Source organism: Siphonobacter sp. BAB-5405 (assembly GCF_002872335.1).
Classification (GTDB): domain Bacteria; phylum Bacteroidota; class Bacteroidia; order Cytophagales; family Spirosomataceae; genus Siphonobacter.
This window is the reverse complement of the sequence record NZ_NJAG01000009.1, coordinates 1-18,650: the sequence shown is the minus strand read 5'-3', so window position 1 is coordinate 18,650 and position 18,650 is coordinate 1. Positions and strand designations below refer to the sequence as shown.

Here is an 18,650-nt window from a genome sequence, read left to right as displayed (position 1 = left end):
AAGCAATTACGCGAAAGTTTTTTCTTCGGACGCACCTGAATGCGTATTAGGAAAGTATTTTCGCATTGCAATCTATCTTTGTACAAGAATTACGCGTTGTTTTCGTATTTAGAAGGACTTAGCATCAACCATTTTTGATTTTCCGTACGCATGCTGTTACAGACACTTAACATGACCGCCGACTCGACGGCTGCACCTGCTGCTGCCGGAGCCGAAAAATCCATCAGCCTTATCGATTTGCTGGCCGCCGGTGGCTGGATTATGATCCCCATCGCCGTCCTGCTGTTTGTAACGATCTACCTGTTCGTTGAACGCTGGATGTATCTTAAAAAAGCGACCGCTCTGGGAGCATCCTTCGAGGCCAGCTTCTGGGGATTAGTACAATCCGGTAATTTGAATGCGGCCCGTCAGCTCTGCCGGAACGACCAGTCAGCCGTATCCCGCGTACTGGAAAAAGGACTCACCCGCATCGGAACGCCCATTCCCCAAATCGAACAGGCCATGGGCAATACGGCCCAGCTGGAGCTTTCGTACATGGAGAAAAACCTGGGTCTACTGGGTACGGTAGCGGCTATCGCTCCCATGTTCGGCTTTTTGGGTACCGTAGCCGGGATGATTCGGGCCTTCCACGACATTTCCGTTTCCAATAACCTGAGCATTGGTACCATTTCGGGCGGGATCTACGAAAAAATGATCACGTCTGCTTCGGGTCTTGCCGTTGGTATTCTGGCGTACATCCTTCTGACCATCCTGAACGGCATGGTGGATCGGGCCGTCGCTCGCCTGCAGGCCGCGACCAACCAGTTCCTGGACGTACTCTACCAACCTGTATCAGCTTAGAACGTTTAGGGTTTTGAGTTTAGCGTTAGATTGTTCTAGCAACTCAAAACTCCAAACCCTAAACTCCAAACTTACTCATGAAAATACAACGTCGGAATCGGCATCGTGGTCATATTGAGGCTGCTTCGCTGTCGGATATTCTTTTCTTCTTACTGATTTTCTTCCTGATGATTGCGACGTTAGCCAGTCCATCGGCCATGCAGATGCTGCTGCCGCAATCGTCAACGGCCCCTTCAACGCCCTCGCAGGTAATTAACCTGTCGGTGATGCCTAATCAACAGTATAATGTGGAAGGGCAAATTGTAGGAGCCGCTGAACTGGAGAGTGCCTTAGCCACACGAGCCGAAGGGCAGGAAAGTCCCGTGGTACTGGTACGAATCGAGAAAACCAGTTCCGTCCAGGATCTGGTAGATGTAGCGGACGTAACGGCGAAGGTAGGAGCCAAACTCGTACTGGCTACTTCCGCAAAACCTACGGCGACCAGTTCGAAGTAAGAAAAGTACAGACCTACTAACCTCCCGGAAGCTTTAATGCCTTCGGGAGGTTTTGTTTTTAAGGCTAGTGAGATCGTATATGCTAATTATAAGAGGCCTGAATTAACATTCAAAACGGCCTGAATGAGGTTACCTGCATTGTTAATGAAGTACGCTAACCCCGGAGGGGTTCAATATACGTAGCCTTGTATGCCACGCAGGGTGAATTCACCCGTCTACTACTGATGCAGGTTCCAACTGGTGCAGGTTGCCCCGTTTGTCCTCTGGGAGACACGTCACTGTCTTTCCAGCTGTTTGCCATTCAATAGACTTCCCGAAGCTCATCTATTTTTAATTAGCAAGTTTTCTGGATTTTATGGATACCCGGCAGGCCTCATTTAATGGAGGTTTTATTCGGAATCGTATGGCTTTTCGTCTGGAAAATATTAGTTTAAGACTTATTCCTACGCTTCTGCCAAAGAAAATTTCCCTACCTTCCGAAACGTTTCCATTCCTGAAAACTGGAATTTCCGGGACGAAACCCTAACTTGCGGCCCTGGAAACTCGAACACTTGTATTCCGTACACATGCCTTACCAGAAAAAAACCAAAATTGTTGCCACCGTTGGTCCGGCTTCCCAATCCAAAGAAATGTTGCTGAAGCTCGCCCAGTCTGGTGCGAACATCTTTCGGCTTAACTTTTCCCACGGAACGCACGCTGACCACCTGAGTCGCATTCAGGCTATTCGCGAAATTAACGCCGAACATGGCTTAAACCTTACCATCCTTCAGGATTTACAGGGACCTAAGATTCGTACCCAACTCGTAGAAAATAACGGCGTTGAACTCGTCGCAGGAAACCCACTGACTTTCGTTATGGACGAAAATCTGCTGGGAACTTCTGAGCGTGTAGGTACGACTTATACTTCGATGTACCTGGACGTAAAACCCGGCGAACGCATCCTGATGGATGACGGTAACCTGGAGGTACTGGTAGAATCTATCGATTACGATAAAAAAGAAGTACTCACGAAAGTGGTGTACGGTGGTATCCTGAAATCGAAGAAAGGCATTAACCTGCCCGGCACGAAAGTAGGCTTACCTGCTCTGACTGAAAAAGACGAAGAAGACCTGATCTTTGGTCTGGAGCATGACGTGGACTGGATCGCCCTTTCCTTCGTTCGTTCCGCTGAAGATATTCTGGCTGTTAAAGAAAAAATCAAAGCCCGTAACGGTCGCTCAAAAATCATTGCTAAAATCGAAAAACCCGAAGCGGTCGTTCCTGAAGTACTCGATGCCATCATCGAAGCTACGGATGCCGTAATGGTGGCCCGGGGTGATTTAGGCGTTGAGCTGGACGGTGCCATGGTACCTGAGCTTCAGAAAACGATGATCCGCAAGTGTATCAAGCAGGCGAAACCCGTTATCGTAGCCACGCAAATGCTGGAGTCGATGACGAGCTCTCCCCGTCCTACGCGTGCGGAAACTTCAGACGTAGCCAATGCCGTGCTGGATGGAGCTTCGGCAACCATGCTTTCGGCAGAATCAGCTTCAGGACAGTACCCCATCGAAGCCGTTTCGACGATGACGCACATTATCGAAGCCGTGGAAGAGCAACAGAACACTATTCCGATCGTATACGGGGATGAATCAGCGATTTACTTCAAAAATCACATGCTGAAGGGCGAAGAAAACTCGCCGACCATCCTGAACGACCGGGTGATTGCCGCCGCTTGCCGTCTGGCTCGTGACGTACAGGCGAAAGCCATTCTGTGCATTACGAACAGTGGGTACACGGCGTATCGTTTGTCGTCTCACCGTCCGAAAGCGGATATTTTCGTATTCTCAGCGGACGAAAACCTGATGACGCAGATGGGGCTATTGTGGGGCACACGCGTATTCAATTACGACAGTGCAAACCTCAGTACCGAACAAATCTCACACGACATTGCAAAAATCCTGGTAAAACAGGGACACCTGCAAAAAGGTGATGTGTTCGTAACCTTACTGAGCGTACCCGCCCAGCAGGATTTACGCACCAACACGGTGAAAATGGGTGTGATTGATAAAATTGCGGACGAAGTAGCGGCGGAACAATAGGCTGTTTGAACCATTCGGTAAAACCCCGTTACTTAAGTTTTTAAGTAACGGGGTTTTGTTTTATTGGAGGAGAGGAGGAGAAGTCGTCTCTTGTCCCGTTATAAACGATAGCAGCAACGTTTCTTGGAGTGGGATTTAGTTCATTCCTTTTTTCCTTCTTGTACCCCCGACTTACATTTTTTACCTTTCCCCCATGGAACCAAACCCTAGCAAAACCTGGCGGGAGCGATTACAGGAGATTATTTTCGAATCGAACACCGCGGCAGGAAAGGCCTTTGATGTTGCTTTGCTTTTTGCCATTTTAGGTAGCATTCTCGTCGTCATGCTGGATAGTGTAACGCACTACCATCGGTTGTACGGAGTTTTGTTTTTTAGACTTGAGTGGGCTTTCACTCTGCTTTTTACGCTCGAATACCTGTTACGACTCATCAGCATTCGACGACCAATCCGGTACGTAATCAGTCCCCTGGGCTTGATTGATCTGCTCGCCATCGTTCCCTCCTACCTGAGCATTTTTTACGTTGGTGCCCAATCACTGCTGGTACTTCGGGCTCTACGACTCCTACGGGTATTCCGCATTTTCAAGCTCACCCATTTTCTTACCGAAATAGAGTTTCTGAGTGTTGCCATTCGGGCCAGTCTAAAGAAAATCAGCATCTTCATGCTTACGGTTCTTATGCTGGTAACCATTCTGGGATCGGTCATGTATTTGGTGGAAGACCGTCAGAACGGATTCTCCAGCATTCCGGAAAGCATTTACTGGGCCATTGTAACGATTACTACGGTAGGGTACGGAGATATTTCACCCGTTACACCCCTGGGAAAATTTATTTCCAGTATTGTCATGCTGATTGGTTACGGAATCATTGCCGTTCCGACCGGGATCATTACCAATGAAATCGCGGCGGCAGCCCGTAACAAAAACCACAGCAGCGAATCCTGCCCCTCCTGTGGCCGGGAAGGTCACGATGCGGACGCGGTCTTCTGCAAATTTTGTGGCCATCCTCTTTAAATGTTTTTCGTATCGTAGAACAACTGCCTTTCGGCTTGTGTCAGTACTGTTCGATAGGCCTACCGTGTAATTTTCACGCAGGAATCTGCCGTCTGATCTCTTTTAATTCGCTTTTAAAATTCCTTTAAACTCTCTCTAAACTCGTAGATGAACCTTTGCTGACGACAAGCACAAAAAGTAAGGCCTGTTCTGAATACTGACCCCACTTTTAAACTATACGGCAGTGAAGCTTATTCAATTTTCAAGGGTGCTCGTGAGTCTTCTCCTGTTTCTCTCGGTCTCCCAGCGATCCTATGGTCAGACGGACACGCTCCGTCTGACCTTGCCTCAGGCAGAACAGCAGTTTCTTCAGAAAAACTTTGCTCTGCTGGCTCAGAAATACAACATCAACCTTTCGGAAGCGGTCGTTCAGCAGGCGAAACTTTGGGACAATCCCAATTTTCAGTTTGGCTTTAATGCCTTCAATCCGAATACGTCGAAGGTACTTCCGTTGACCAACCCTTCAGGTGACAAGCTTAACCCGACGGGAGGTGCCTACAGCTGGCAACTTCAGCAAGTTTTGAATCTGGCGGGTCGTCGGAGTAAGCTAGTGGCCCTGAATGAAGCGAATACGGAGGTTCAACAAGCCGTTTTTCAGGATGTAATGCGGAGTTTACGTTATCAGCTCGCTCAAACGTTCGGTACTCTGGCCAGCGAACAGGCTCAGTATGCCTTCATTCAGGAAGAACGGACTCGTTTGGCAAATTTGCTCGACGCCTTCCGGGCTCAACTAAAACTGGGCGTTATTTCTGAATACGAAGTGACTCGCCTCGAACTGGAACAGCGAAATACGGACGCCGCCATCAATGATTTACGCAATCAGATCAGTCAGGACGAAGCAACTTTACGTATACTCCTAGCCGATACGTCTTCTACGTATTACCGCACGAAATTTCAGATCAGCGATTCGGCCTCTCCTCAGCTCAATCAGTTACTGGATCAGGCCGTCGCGAATCGTCCCGATTTGCAAGCAGCCCAACGCCAAACGACCTACGCTCAGCAGAATCTGACGTATCAGAAATCACTGGCGACCCCACAACTGATGGTTGGAGCCAACTACGCACGCTTTGGTGAGGCGTATCCCAACTACTATGGCTTGCAGGTAGCTATGGATCTGCCCTTTAAAAACCGAAATCAGGGCAATATTCAGGCAGCTAAAATCGGTATCGAACAAAGTACTCAGAACATCAATCAGAGTCAGTTACAGGTAAGACAGGAAGTCATTTCCGCCTACGAACAGTGGCAACACGCCCAACAACTCCAGGCAAACCTCGATCCGGGGTACCGTCAACGCATTCAGGACATCAGTAAAAATGCAACAATTGACTACCAGAAACGCGTGATTGATCTGGTCAGCTTCATTGATAAAATACGCTCCTACAAAGACGCTCAGCTGAATTTCATTAACCTGAGTAATCAACTCTATCAGGCTCAGCAACAGCTTAATTACGTTACTAACGCCAAGACTTTCTAACTAAAGGTTTTACCCTTTTGCCCACTCCTCATGAAAACGAAATCGTTTTTCTATTTGCTGAGTCTGGTCGCTCTGGCAGCCTGCCACTCGAACAAAGAACCTCAGGAAGTCAATTCGAAGGATACGGATTCGGCTTTCAAGACGGATACCGTTCACGTTCGCAACTACGAACAGGAATTACAATTCACGGGGGAAGTTTCTTTTGATCAGAAACAGGTGGATCGGGTTTTCCCCATCGTCAGCGGTAATGTACTGGATGTAAATGCGGAATTGGGAGCGTACGTCAAACAGGGTCAGGTACTGGCGAAACTTCAAAGTGCCGACGTGAGTCAGTACCAGCGTGATTACAATCAGGCCAAGGCGGGTTTCGATATGGCCAAACGTAATGCGGATAACGCCGAACAACTGTACAAAAGCAAGTTTTCGAGTGAATCGGACCTGCTTAATGCCCGTAAACAACTGGAAATCGCCACCTCTGAATTGGATCGTTCAACGCAGGTACTAAAGATGTACGGTGGTACGTCGTCGGGTAATCAGCCTACCTTTCTGGTGAAGGCTCCCGTAAGCGGCTACGTCGTGGAGCGGAACGTCAACCCCAATACCCAGATTCGTTCCGACAATGGCAACAGTATGTTCACCATTTCCAATCTGTCGGATGTCTGGATCCTGATCAATATTTACGAATCGGATATTGAAGCCGTTAAGGTGGGTCAGCAGGTCAACATCACGACCCTGGCGTACCCCGACAAAGTCTTTCAGGGCCGCATTGAGAACATCAGCCAGGTGATTGATAATGACAGCAAAGTGCTACAGGCCCGGGTGGTCTTGCCCAATCCGAATGGCTTACTGAAACCCCAGATGTTCTGTACCATCAAGCTGCACATTGAAAAGCCCGAACGTCTGCTGGCGGTCAATCCGAAATCAGTCATTTTTAGTGAAGATAAGTACTTCGTAATCAAAGCAGCGGGTAAGGAAAAATACGTGGCCGTACCCGTCGAAGTGGTTCGGAGTACCTCACGTTACAGCTACGTCAAGGGCGATTTGAAAGATAATGACCGCGTGGTTACTGAAGGTGCCCTCTTGCTTTTCAATGAATTAACGGACTAATCCCACACTCCCTTCCCGGGTCCGATCATGAATACGTTCATTAAAAATATCATTGGCTTTTCCCTCAAACACAAAGGCATTGTCTTTATGATGACCCTGCTGGTCATCCTTGCGGGAGCCGTCAGTTTCTATAATACGCCCGTTGAAGCGTACCCTGACGTAACGAATACCGAAGTCGTGATCATTACGCAATGGCCGGGTCGCAGTGCCGAAGAAGTCGAGCGTTTCATTTCCAGCCCGATTGAAACGGAAATGAACTCCATTTCGCACAAGACGGCCATTCGCTCCATTAACCTGTTCGGCTTATCCTTCATTAAAATCGTTTTCGAAGACGGCGTCGATAACTTCAACGCCCGCATGGAAGCCAGCCAGAAACTAGCCAACGTCAATCTGCCCGACGGTGTAGACGCGGAGATTCAACCGCCAGCCGGCCCCACGGGGGAGATTTATCGGTATACGCTGGCCTCCAAAAGCAAGACGACTACGGAACTCAAAACCATTCAGGACTGGACCATCGAGAAAGCCCTGAAAGCCGTACCCGGCGTTGCGGATGTAGTCAGTTTTGGCGGACAGGTGAAAACGTTTGAAGTCAGTATCAATCCGGCCTTGCTGGCTAAATATGACCTGACTGCCCTGGACGTGTTCGGAGCCCTCCAACGGGCTAACGTTAACGTGGGCGGCGATATCCTCCGGGAAGGTCAGCAGGCCTTCGTCGTTCGGGGCATTGGGATTGTCAAAAACGTGTCTGACATCGAGAAAGTCATCGTTAAAAACGTCAATGGTGTACCCGTTCGCTTGTCGAATTTAGGTACGGTTCACGAATCAGCCTTACCGCAGTTGGGTATTGTGGGTCGCGACAATCACGACGATGTCGTTGAAGGGATCGTACTGATGCGGAAGGGCGAGAACCCTGGTTTAGTATTACCCCAGCTCAAAGAAAAAGTAGCCTACCTGACTCCGTTGTTCTTCCTTCGGACGTAAAAATCAAGGTTTTCTACGACCGCACCGAGCTGAATAACCATACGCTGCATACGGTGGGTGAAAACGTGATTATGGGTATTACGCTGGTAACGATCATTCTCCTGATCTTCCTGGCCGACTGGCGAACCACTGTTACCGTAGCGATTGTCATTCCGCTGGCTTTGCTCTTTGCTTTTATTCTGATGCGAATCAAAGGCATGTCGGCTAACCTGCTTTCCATCGGAGCGATCGACTTTGGGATCATCATCGACGGAGCGGTGGTTATGGTAGAAGGCCTCTTTGTGATGCTGGCCCACTGGGCCGAACACGAGGGCATGGAGAAGTTTAACAAACGAGCCAAAATGGGCCGGATTTTGAAAACTTCGGTGGAAATGGGTAAGTCCATTTTTACCTCGAAGCTGATCATCATTACCGCCTTGCTTCCCATTTTCTCGTTCCAGAAAGTAGAAGGTAAACTCTTCAGTCCATTGGCCTTTACGATGGGTTTTGCCCTGTTGGGAGCGTTGCTACTGGCTCTAACGCTGGTGCCAGTTTTAAGCAGCATGTTGCTGAATAAGAACGTCCGCGAACGTCACAACCCCATCATCGAATGGCTGAATCGGAACTACGGTCCCCTGCTAAACCGCGTCATGGATCACCCCAAACGGGCGATCATCACGGCTGTACTTTTCCTGGTTGGCTCGCTGGCTTCTTTTCACTTCGTCGGTACCGAATTTCTGCCGCACCTCAACGAAGGTTCGATTTACGTACGGGCCAGTATGCCCCTCAGTATCAGCCTGGAAGATTCATATCACTATACCCGTAAATTCCGGCAGGTATTCGAACAGTTTCCGGAAGTACGCGGCGTTATCTCGCAAACGGGCCGCCCGAATGATGGTACCGATGCGACGGGCTTCTTCAACCAGGAATTTTTCGTGGATCTGTTTCCGCAGGAGGAATGGAAACGCGACCTTTCCAAGGATGAACTGATTGCGGAAATGCAGCAGAAACTCGCCAAATACCAGGGCATTGACTTTAACTTCTCGCAGCCCATTTCAGATAACGTAGAAGAAGCCGTATCGGGCGTGAAAGGCTCCATTGCGGTTAAAATTCAGGGTCGCGATCTACAGGTGCTCGACAAAAAAGCGGATCAGGTTTACGCGATTCTCAAGAAAGTACAGGGCATTCAGGATCTGGGCGTGTTCCGGAATCTGGGTCAGCCGGAGTTGTTGATTACACTAAATCCCGACAAAATGGCCCAGTATGGCGTTGATGCGGCTGATGCCAACGCTGTGATTGAAATGGCGATTGGAGGTAAGGCCGTGAGTCAGGTGTACGAAGAAGAACGCAAGTTTGATTTGCGGTTACGCTACGACTTACCCTTCCGTTCATCAATTGAGCAAATCGGTAACCTGAAGGTCCCTACGCTGAACGGCGGCAAAATACCCCTGAAGGAAATTGCCAACATTGGCAACGTCTCGGGTCCGGCTTTCATTTACCGGGAAAACAACGCCCGCTTCATTGCAGTCAAGTTTTCCGTCCGGGGACGCGATTTAGGCAGTACGATTGAGGAGGCTCAACAGCGGGTACAAGCTGCGGTCAAACTCGACAAGGGATATGAGATCAAATGGAATGGCGAATTTGAAAACCAGCAACGAGCCGAACGTCAGTTGTCCATTGTTGTACCCATTAGTATTCTGCTGATCTTCTTCATTCTTTTTGCCTCTTTCGGCAATGCACTGGATTCGATTCTGGTTTTACTCAACGTACCTTTTGCTCTCATCGGTGGGATTCTGGCTTTGTTGCTAACGGGTATGAATTTCAGTATCTCTGCTGGGGTTGGTTTCATTGCTCTCTTTGGCGTTGCTACGCAGGATGGGGTTATTCTGGTCAATAAATTCCGACAGAATCTACACGAAAAAATGCCACTTGGCGAAGCCATCAAAGAAGGAGCTAAATCGCGTTTGCGTCCGGTAATCATGACGGCCCTGATGGCCTCGCTGGGTCTGTTACCCGCGGCACTTTCCCACGGCATCGGCTCTGAAACGCAGAAACCTTTAGCCATCGTCGTTATTGGTGGATTAATGACAGCTTCGGCATTATCGCTGTTGATTCTGCCCGCCGTGTACGAATGGGTATACAGCGGCCGCGAGCGTCGGAAGAAGCTAATGGATTAGCAGCAGGATTGCTGACGATGGATGGGTTTTGTAAATGCGATAACAATTCGATCGTATCAGTCCCATCGCTACCATTCCCTCATTTCTCAAAAGGTCTGACGTAAAACATCAGACCTTTTTTTATGTTTACTTCTAGATCCTTCAATCCCATGCATTTACGAGTAAGCTTATGTCTTTTACTTTCTTCCGGTATACGATTTGCCTTTTCCTATTATCCCGGCTGGCCTTGGCCCAAACCTATTCCCAGGAAATTCAGATCACTTCCGAAAACGACGCGTACCGCTGGACCCTTCACGACGGCTATTATACCAACGGCTTTTTTGTGAGTTATCGCTACGTACCCCGCCGTTGGAATGAACGGCGGGACTCTACCTCCCAACTACAGAAAGTTATTTCTACCTACCAGTTAGGACAGCAGATTTTCAATCCAGAAAATGTTTTTCTGGCCCAGCGTAATCAGATTGATCGTCCGTATACGGGTTATCTATACGCCAGCAAAGGATTTACCTTTTTTTACCGCCGGAATCACGTTTTACAGCTTGACCTGGCTTTGGGTACGATTGGCCCGCGTTCAGGAGCGGAAAACATTCAGAAATTCATTCACCGTACCTTCGATTACATTCCGCCCGTAGGCTGGCGAAATCAGCTGAACAACGAATGGGGTCTGAATCTGAACGCTCAATATGCGTATAATCTGTTCCCTGCCCCGAAAAAGTGGCTGGACCTGTACGCACTGGGGCAGGCTCAGCTGGGTACTACATTTACGCGTGCGTCGGTGGGTTTATTACTGCAAATAGGTTTGTTTCGTCCGGCCTCGGAGTCAGCCCTGTTTCATTCGCGTATCAGCCGAAATCCCAGCTCTTCTTCTCCGGAATTGTATCTTTTCTTTCAGCCCCGGTATCAGTATCAAGTGTACAACGCTACCGTACAAGGAGGTTTGTTCCGGTCAAGCAAGGGACCCGGAGCCGGGGAAATTACGCGGGGCATCTATCAGCATCAGATCGGTTTAACGTACGCCTCCCGCCGGTTTACACTACAGACCACACTCGACCTGAAACAAAAAGAAGCCCGTTCCATGCAAAATGAGGTAGAAAAGTACGGCGGTTTCTCTGCGGCCTATCGCTTTCGTTAGCACTGACTTTCACTCTCCAATAACCCCTTTTCACGTTGCTCTCCTTTGGCTTTTTCTAAAATAGCTTCTCAGATTTTGTGCAATTTTCTTTCATATCATCCGGCGATTCCCATATTTGTAAAATATTTTAAAATATCCTTCGGTTCTCAGTACATCGCCTTCAATCCGTCGCTTTATCTTCGTTACGCAAAGTTTTACGTTTGGATTAAGACGGGCGTTGCTCGGTACATCCGTTCCTGATATATGAAAAAAGTAAGTATTCTGGCATTAGGCCTGTTGGCAGCGGCGTGCGGCAAACACAGTAAACCACAATCCTCCGCATCGAAAATGAAACCGGGGCATCTGACGCAGTACGTTGATCCTCGCATTGGAACGGGCTTTCACGGTCACGTCTTTTTAGGAGCGAACGTACCTTTCGGAGCCGTACAGATTGGTCCCACACAGGCGAATCCCGGCAAACTGGGCGATGGCTGGGACTGGTGCTCGGGCTATCACGTATCGGATTCATTGATTGCGGGCTTTTCGCATACGCACCTGAGTGGTACAGGTATTGGCGATTTGGGTGATGTCCTGATGATTCCGACGACGGGTCCCGTTCGCGTGGAACGTAGCGTAGCCGGAGCTTCACCAAGTGGCTATATGTCCCGTTTCTCCCACGACGACGAAGTAGTTCGTCCGGGTTATTATGCCGTAAAACTGCAACGTTACGACGTGGGGGTGGAACTGACCGCCTCCGAACGCGTGGGTATGCACCGCTATACTTTTCCAAAATCGGATGATTCCCATATTCTGATCGATCTGAAAGAAGGCATTGGCTGGGACCGTCCGACGGACACGTACCTGGAACAAAAGGATGCTACGACGCTGATTGGTTACCGTTTCTCAACGGGCTGGGCCAAAGATCAGCGGCTGTATTTTGCCATCGTTTTCTCGAAACCCATCGAAAAATTTGCTCTGTACCAGGGTAAAAATCCCTTACAAGGCAACGCGGCGAAAGGAACCCAGATCAAAGGCGTACTGAGTTTTGCCACAAAACAAGGCGATCAGGTACTGGTGAAAGTGGGCATTTCGCCCGTGAGCGAAGCCAACGCCCTCGCCAACATTCAGGCCGAAGTACCGGGCTGGAATTTCGATCAGGTAGCCAAGAATGCCGATGAGGCCTGGAATACCGAATTGAGCAAAATTCAGGTACAAACCAAGGATCAGGATCGGTTGAAAGTTTTCTATACGGCTCTGTACCACACCATGATTGCTCCGTCTACGTTCAACGATCACAACGGCGATTACCGGGGTGCCGATCAGAAGGTATACAAAAACGCGAACTTCAAGAACCTGACGACGTTTTCCCTCTGGGATACCTATCGGGCTGCGAACCCTCTGCTGACGATCACACAGGGACAACGCGTGAATGACATTGTGAATACCATGTTGCACATTTACCAGCAGCAAGGGAAACTGCCCGTCTGGCACCTGGTGGGCAACGAAACCAATACGATGCCCGGCAACAGTGCACTGCCCATTATTTCGGATGCCATCCTGAAAGGGTACACGGGTTTTGACGTCAATCTGGCTTTTGAAGCGATGAAAAAATCGGCGATGCTCGACGAACGCGGACTGGATTACATTAAAGCGAAAGGCTACATTCCCGCCAATACGCAAACCGAAAGCGTAGCCAAAAATCTGGAGTACAGCATCGACGACTGGGCGGTGGCTCAGGTAGCCAAGAAGCTGGGTAAAACGGCCGATTATGAATACTTCAGCAAGCGGGCCAAGGATTATAAAAACAACTTCGACGCCAGCACGCGTTTCATGCGGGGCCGCGTATCGGATACGGAATGGCGGACCCCCTTCAATCCCTTCGTTTCGCGTCACGAAAAAGATGACTTTGCCGAAGGAAACGCCTGGCAATATACCTGGCTGGTACCCCAGGATGTGGAAGGCCTGATCGAATTATTAGGCGGTGAAAAAGGCTTTACGCAAAAGCTGGATTCACTTTTCATCGTGAAGGGCGACATGGGTGCCGAAGCTTCAAACGATATTTCGGGTTTGATTGGTCAATACGCCCACGGAAACGAACCTAGCCATCACATTACGTATCTGTACCCCTACGTGGGTCAGCCCTGGAAAACGGCGGAAAAAGTACGTTACATTCTCGACCACATGTACACGACCAAACCCGACGGAATCATCGGAAACGAAGACGTAGGCCAGATGTCAGCCTGGTATATCCTGTCGGCGATGGGCTTTTATCCCGTCAATCCCGCCAACGGAGCGTACGTGTTTGGCAGCCCGGTATTTGATCAAGTTGATCTGAAACTCGGCAACGGAAAAGTCTTCCACCTGAAAACGGTAAATAACGGTCCCGAGAACAAATACATTCAGAGTATCAAACTGAACGGTAAACCGTATACGAAATCCTATCTACTCCATAAAGAGCTGATGAACGGCGGTGAAATGGAAATCGAAATGGGTAAGCAACCCAGCCAGAGCTTCGGCGTAGCTCCGGCCGATCGTCCGCGTTCGATTCACGACTAAGTAACCTTTCCCCGCCCGGAGGGCCTTACGTAACCTCCGGCGAAACCGTTAAATCTGGTTTTGCCGGAGGTTATTCTTTTATATCTCAATCCTTTCTTCCCTCAATAGTATGAAAAGAACCTTACTTACGCTGGCGGCCCTGCTGACTTCGGCACTGGGTTTTGCTCAACAGCTCTACGAACTCAACGCGGGCTGGAAGTGTGCTCCAATCGGTAACGTAGCGGCAAAGGGTACTGAGCTGTCCAACCCTTCGTACAGTCTGGCCGACTGGCAAGCCGCCACCGTACCCGGAACGGTCCTGACGACGATGCTGAATAACAAGCAGATTCCGGATCCGTTTTACGGCATGAACAACCAGCACATTCCGGACATCTACCAGACGGGTCGCGACTATTATACCTACTGGTTCGTGAAGGATTTCAAAGAAGAAGCTCAGGCGAGCGAGCAGGTATGGCTTCAGTTTCGGGGGATCAATTACAGTTGTGACGTTTTTCTGAACGGTAAAAAGCTGACCGATAAGCCCCATACCGGAATGTTCCTGCGAAAGACGTTTAACATTACCCCGTACCTGAAAAAAGGCAGTCCGAACCGGCTGGCGGTGATCGTCTATCCTCCCGATCCGGTGGGTAACCCCAACGGCGGTCAGGGGGGCGATGGGACAATTGCCAAGAACGTTTCGCACCAGTACGTGGCGGGCTGGGACTGGATTCAACCCATTCGCGACCGCAACACGGGTATCTGGGATAAAGTACTGATTGAAAAAACGGGAGCCGTTCATCTGAAAAATCCGCACGTGGTTACGCTCGTTCCCGATATTCGGATGCCCGACGGTCCGCAGAAACCAGCGACCATCAAGGTTTCAACCGAACTGGAAAACCCCACCACCAGCCGCATCGAAGGAACGGTGCAGTACACGCTGGAGGGAAACAAGGTTTCGAAAAAAGTAAGTATTCCGGCAAAGTCTTCCCTCACAGTTGATCTCCCCGCTTTCACGCTTCAAAATCCCAAGCTCTGGTGGCCTTACGGCTACGGAAAGCAGCATTTATACCCGGTGACCATTCAGTTTCTAGCGGGTACCAAGGTTTCGGACGAAGAGAAAATTCAGGTAGGCGTTCGGGAAATTCAGACGGAATGGAATGCCACCACCCGAAGTAAACAGGTATCCGTCAACGGTCAGAAAATCTTCATCAAGGGCGGTAACTGGATTATTTCCGACGCCCTATTACGCTTTTCGCCCGAGCGGTACGACGCTGAAATTCGTTTTCACCGCGATATGCATCTCAACCTGATTCGCATCTGGGGCGGGGCCATCACCGAACGTCCGGAATTTTACGAAGCCTGCGATCGCTACGGTTTGCTCGTCATGCAGGATTTCTGGGGTTCGGGCGATTGCAACGGTCGCTGGGTCGATCCGGCTAAACTGGACGATCAGTGGACCCGCCGGAAGTATCCCGACGATCATTCGCTGTTCCTGGAATCCGCTGCCGATCAGATTAAAATGATCCGGAATCACGCTTCGCTAGCGATCTGGTGCGGTGGTAACGAAATTACGCTGCCTTCGGACATCATGCTGCCGCTCCGCGATTCGCTCCTGCCCGCTCTGGACGGTACGCGTTGGTTCATCGATTATTCGAACTCCGATGATATGTCATTCAATTCCCTCGGCGGCAACGGCGATGGTCCTTACGGTATTCAACCCATTACTCAATTCTGGTCGTATAAAACCTGGCCGTTCAACTCCGAAGTAGGTTCCGTGGGCGTGGGTGATATCCAGTCGCTCGAACGTTTCATCCCCAAAGAAAACCTCGTAGCTCCGCAGTACAGCAAGGGCAAATCCCAAGTGGATTCCGTCTGGCAGTATCACAAATACATTGGCTACGATCAGTACATCGATCCCTACGGTAAGGCGAAGGACACTCGCGATTTTGGCCGGAAAGCTCAGCTTGTCAACTACGACCAGTACCGGGCTTTGATGGAAGGATTTTCCTCGCACATGTGGGAATGGTATACCGGTACGATCATCTGGAAAACGCAAAACCCCTGGACGTCTCTTCGCGGACAGATGTACGATTACTACCTCGATCCCAACGCCTGCCTGTACGGTGTGCACAACGGAAGCGAGCCGCTGCACGTCATGTACAACCCGGCGGATAGTATGGTCATGCTGGCGAATAACACCTTCCAGACCCACCGCGATTTGATGCTGGTGGTGAAGCTGTACGATATGAAAGGCAAGGAAACGCTCATCACACAGGTATTCTCGGAAATCGGCCCCAGTACGGCCCGCCCCTACCTGTCCGTGGCCAAAGCTCTGGCGAAAGCGGCGAAGGAAGACGGCGTATTCCTGTCGTTGCGTCTGTTGAACCTGAACAAGGAAACCGTCAGCGATAACCTGTACTGGCTGCCGAATGAAAAAGGCACCTACTCGGGCTTGCAGCAACTCAATACCGCAGATGTACAGGCTACGGCTAAACAGGTAGACAAAGGCAAAATTGAAGTAACTTTGCGTAACGATGCCCGCAATCCGGTGGCTTTCTTCAATCGACTCTCGCTGGTACAGTCGCAGACGAAGCAACGCATTTTGCCAACCTTCTACAGCGACAATTACATTTCGGTACTACCCGGTGAACAGAAAACGGTAACGCTGGAGTACACGCCAGGTTCGGAAAACAAACCGCTGGTTTCACTGGAAGGCTGGAATGTAACGGAACGGTATATTTCGATCCAATAGTAGCTATAGATTGATTCAAATTTGGCTTCCCGAAAGTACAACGCTTTCGGGAAGTTTTGTTTTAATGCCTTGATTTCCTGAATCTATTCCAACTTAACGTATAGAGCTTGTGTCATAGCCGTACTAAACCTTTCTCGCTATGACACGCTATAATTCTGTATTGATTTTCTTTCTGCTTCTTGGTTTCGTGAGCTGTAAATCCGGGGATGAGGTCAAGGATGGAGGCATTCCGCTTGCCTTAGGTAATCGGGCTTATGTCGAGCATTCTACGAATTTTGCCTTTGATTTCTTCCGCCGCATCAATCAGGTTAATTCTTCTGAAAATGTATTTGTTTCTCCGCTGAGTCTGCACATTGCCCTGGGTATGCTGTTGAACGGTGCGGAAAAGGAATCGTATGAGGAAGTTAAAAAGGTATTACGCCTGACGGATGAAGGGTATAACAGCCTGTACAAAATCCTGATGGAGGGCTTACCCAAAGTAGACAACCGGGTTACCGTTAATCTCGCCAATTCAGTCTGGTACCGACAGGATAAGAGCGTCGAGGCTTCCTACACCGAAACCCTCAAACAATACTTTCAGGCGGAGGTAAAACCACTTACCACAGTTGGACCCGTCAATGACTGGGCACGGCAAAAAACCAATAATAAAATTGATAAAATTCTGGATACGGTAGATTCTGACCTCTTCATGCTTTTGATGAATGCCGTGTATTTCAAAGGGGACTGGAAAAGTCAGTTCAAAACCTCCCATACGCGGGATGAGTCGTTTAGTCAGGCTAACGGTACCACCAAGCTGGTGAAAATGATGCGTCAGGAGAATAACTTTGAGTACGCAACCATGCCAGGGTACGCCGCCTGCGAGCTACCTTACGGCAAAGGTGATTACCGCATGACGATTCTGCTACCTGACTTAGGACAATCGATTGATTCACTGGTTCAAAACTATACGACGACGCATTGGAATGAATTGCAAAAAAGACTACAAACCCTAAGTGTCCAAGTAGCTTTGCCCAGGTTTGAAATCGAATTTGACTCGGAAGATCAGCTGAATACAATTCTCCCACAAATGGGTATGTCGAAAGTTTTTAGCAGACAGGAAGCAAACCTGACCAGGATTCGCCCTCAGAATGATTTATTCGTAGGCTTTGTCAAGCAAAAGGCGTACATCAACACCGATGAAAAAGGCTCTGAAGCGGCGGCGGTAACTGCTATTGGCTTATTCCCAACTAATTCTGCTTCTACGTCTGCTCCATTTGTCTGCAATCGTCCATTTGCTTTCTTCATCAGCGAAAAGAATTCCAACGTCATTTTGTTTGCGGGAAAAGTAGCGACGTTGTAAGTACGGTCTATTTCTGTCAGTTCTTACACGTGAGTTTGCCCATTTATTGCGTCCGTGGCGAATGTTACGAATGACGCGTCTATTGTACCTTTGTGCGGTATGGATTATAAATCCGAAAGGGCCGCTTCTTCATTACAAACCCTGAAGGGGTTCAACCTGAATAGCCCCGTATGCAATGCGGGGAATCTAATGCGAAGCTAGTCATGGGTTGCACCCATGGCTAGTCAAATGAAAACCCTCCGGGGTTAAATTGCCATACCTTTCCTAATTCATTCAGGCCTGGATCCCGACTCACTAACCCCGAAGGGGTTCCCTATCAATAGCCCCGTATGCAATGCGGGGTATGGGTGCGTCCCGCCCGGTAGGCACAGCCTACCAACTTTTGCGTCCGTAGTACATACTACGGACAACACGCCCCGCTACCTTTGCTGGATTTATCCTACGAAAACGGAAAACGGAAAACGGAAAACGGAAAACGGAAAACGGAAAACGGAAAACGGAAAACGGAAAACGGAAAACGGAAAACGGAAAACGGAAAACGGAAAACGGAAACCAATTCCTCACAACCCATAAAACGCCCGTACAAAACTCGTCACTTTCTCTGATTCGCAGGAAGTTGCCAGGTGACCGCAGTTGCTCGTTAGTTCAACCAATGGAGCTTTTAGGTACCCTGAAAATTCGCTTGCCGCCGCCGGATTAACCATATGATCCTGCGTAGCTACTACGATCAAT

General features: G+C 49.3%; 10 protein-coding genes and 1 pseudogene. All 11 read left to right on the top strand.

What is annotated here, in order from left to right; translation table 11 throughout:
* The first annotated feature begins 150 nt into the window (after positions 1–150).
* Positions 151–840 (top strand): MotA/TolQ/ExbB proton channel family protein, encoded by a 690-nt coding sequence (locus BWI97_RS09165; RefSeq protein ID WP_094815565.1) that lies wholly within the window; start codon positions 151–153, stop codon positions 838–840.
* A gap of 77 nt (positions 841–917) precedes the next feature.
* The gene (locus BWI97_RS09160; protein WP_094815567.1) at positions 918–1,334 is read left to right on the top strand and encodes a biopolymer transporter ExbD; all 417 of its coding nucleotides are present in this window, start codon (positions 918–920) and stop codon (positions 1,332–1,334) included.
* A 566-nt stretch (positions 1,335–1,900) separates the two neighbouring features.
* Positions 1,901–3,412, top strand: coding sequence for a pyruvate kinase (gene pyk / locus BWI97_RS09155; RefSeq protein ID WP_094815743.1), 1,512 nt, complete (start codon positions 1,901–1,903; stop codon positions 3,410–3,412).
* 193 nt (positions 3,413–3,605) lie between these two features.
* Entirely contained in the window at positions 3,606–4,424 is an 819-nt protein-coding gene (locus BWI97_RS09150) for an ion transporter (RefSeq protein WP_102200814.1), read from the top strand.
* 253 nt (positions 4,425–4,677) lie between these two features.
* Positions 4,678–5,937 (top strand): TolC family protein, encoded by a 1,260-nt coding sequence (locus BWI97_RS09145; protein WP_146010902.1) that lies wholly within the window; start codon positions 4,678–4,680, stop codon positions 5,935–5,937.
* Positions 5,938–5,967: 30 nt separating this feature from the next.
* Positions 5,968–7,044 carry an efflux RND transporter periplasmic adaptor subunit gene (locus tag BWI97_RS09140; RefSeq protein ID WP_102200812.1) on the top strand — a complete coding sequence of 359 codons (1,077 nt, stop codon included), beginning with the start codon at positions 5,968–5,970 and terminating at the stop codon, positions 7,042–7,044.
* Between the two features lie 27 nt (positions 7,045–7,071).
* Positions 7,072–10,181 (top strand): annotated as a pseudogene (locus BWI97_RS09135) (efflux RND transporter permease subunit).
* A 169-nt stretch (positions 10,182–10,350) separates the two neighbouring features.
* Positions 10,351–11,313: a lipid A deacylase LpxR family protein gene (locus BWI97_RS09130; RefSeq protein WP_102200811.1), complete on the top strand. Its 963-nt coding sequence runs from the start codon at positions 10,351–10,353 to the stop codon at positions 11,311–11,313.
* A 243-nt stretch (positions 11,314–11,556) separates the two neighbouring features.
* Positions 11,557–13,848, top strand: coding sequence for a GH92 family glycosyl hydrolase (locus BWI97_RS09125; RefSeq protein WP_102200810.1), 2,292 nt, complete (start codon positions 11,557–11,559; stop codon positions 13,846–13,848).
* Between the two features lie 109 nt (positions 13,849–13,957).
* Entirely contained in the window at positions 13,958–16,579 is a 2,622-nt protein-coding gene (locus BWI97_RS09120; RefSeq protein WP_102200809.1) for a glycoside hydrolase family 2 TIM barrel-domain containing protein, read from the top strand.
* Positions 16,580–16,718: 139 nt separating this feature from the next.
* Complete coding sequence (locus BWI97_RS09115) at positions 16,719–17,918, top strand: serpin family protein (protein WP_102200808.1); 1,200 nt, start codon at positions 16,719–16,721, stop codon at positions 17,916–17,918.
* Positions 17,919–18,650 lie beyond the last annotated feature (732 nt).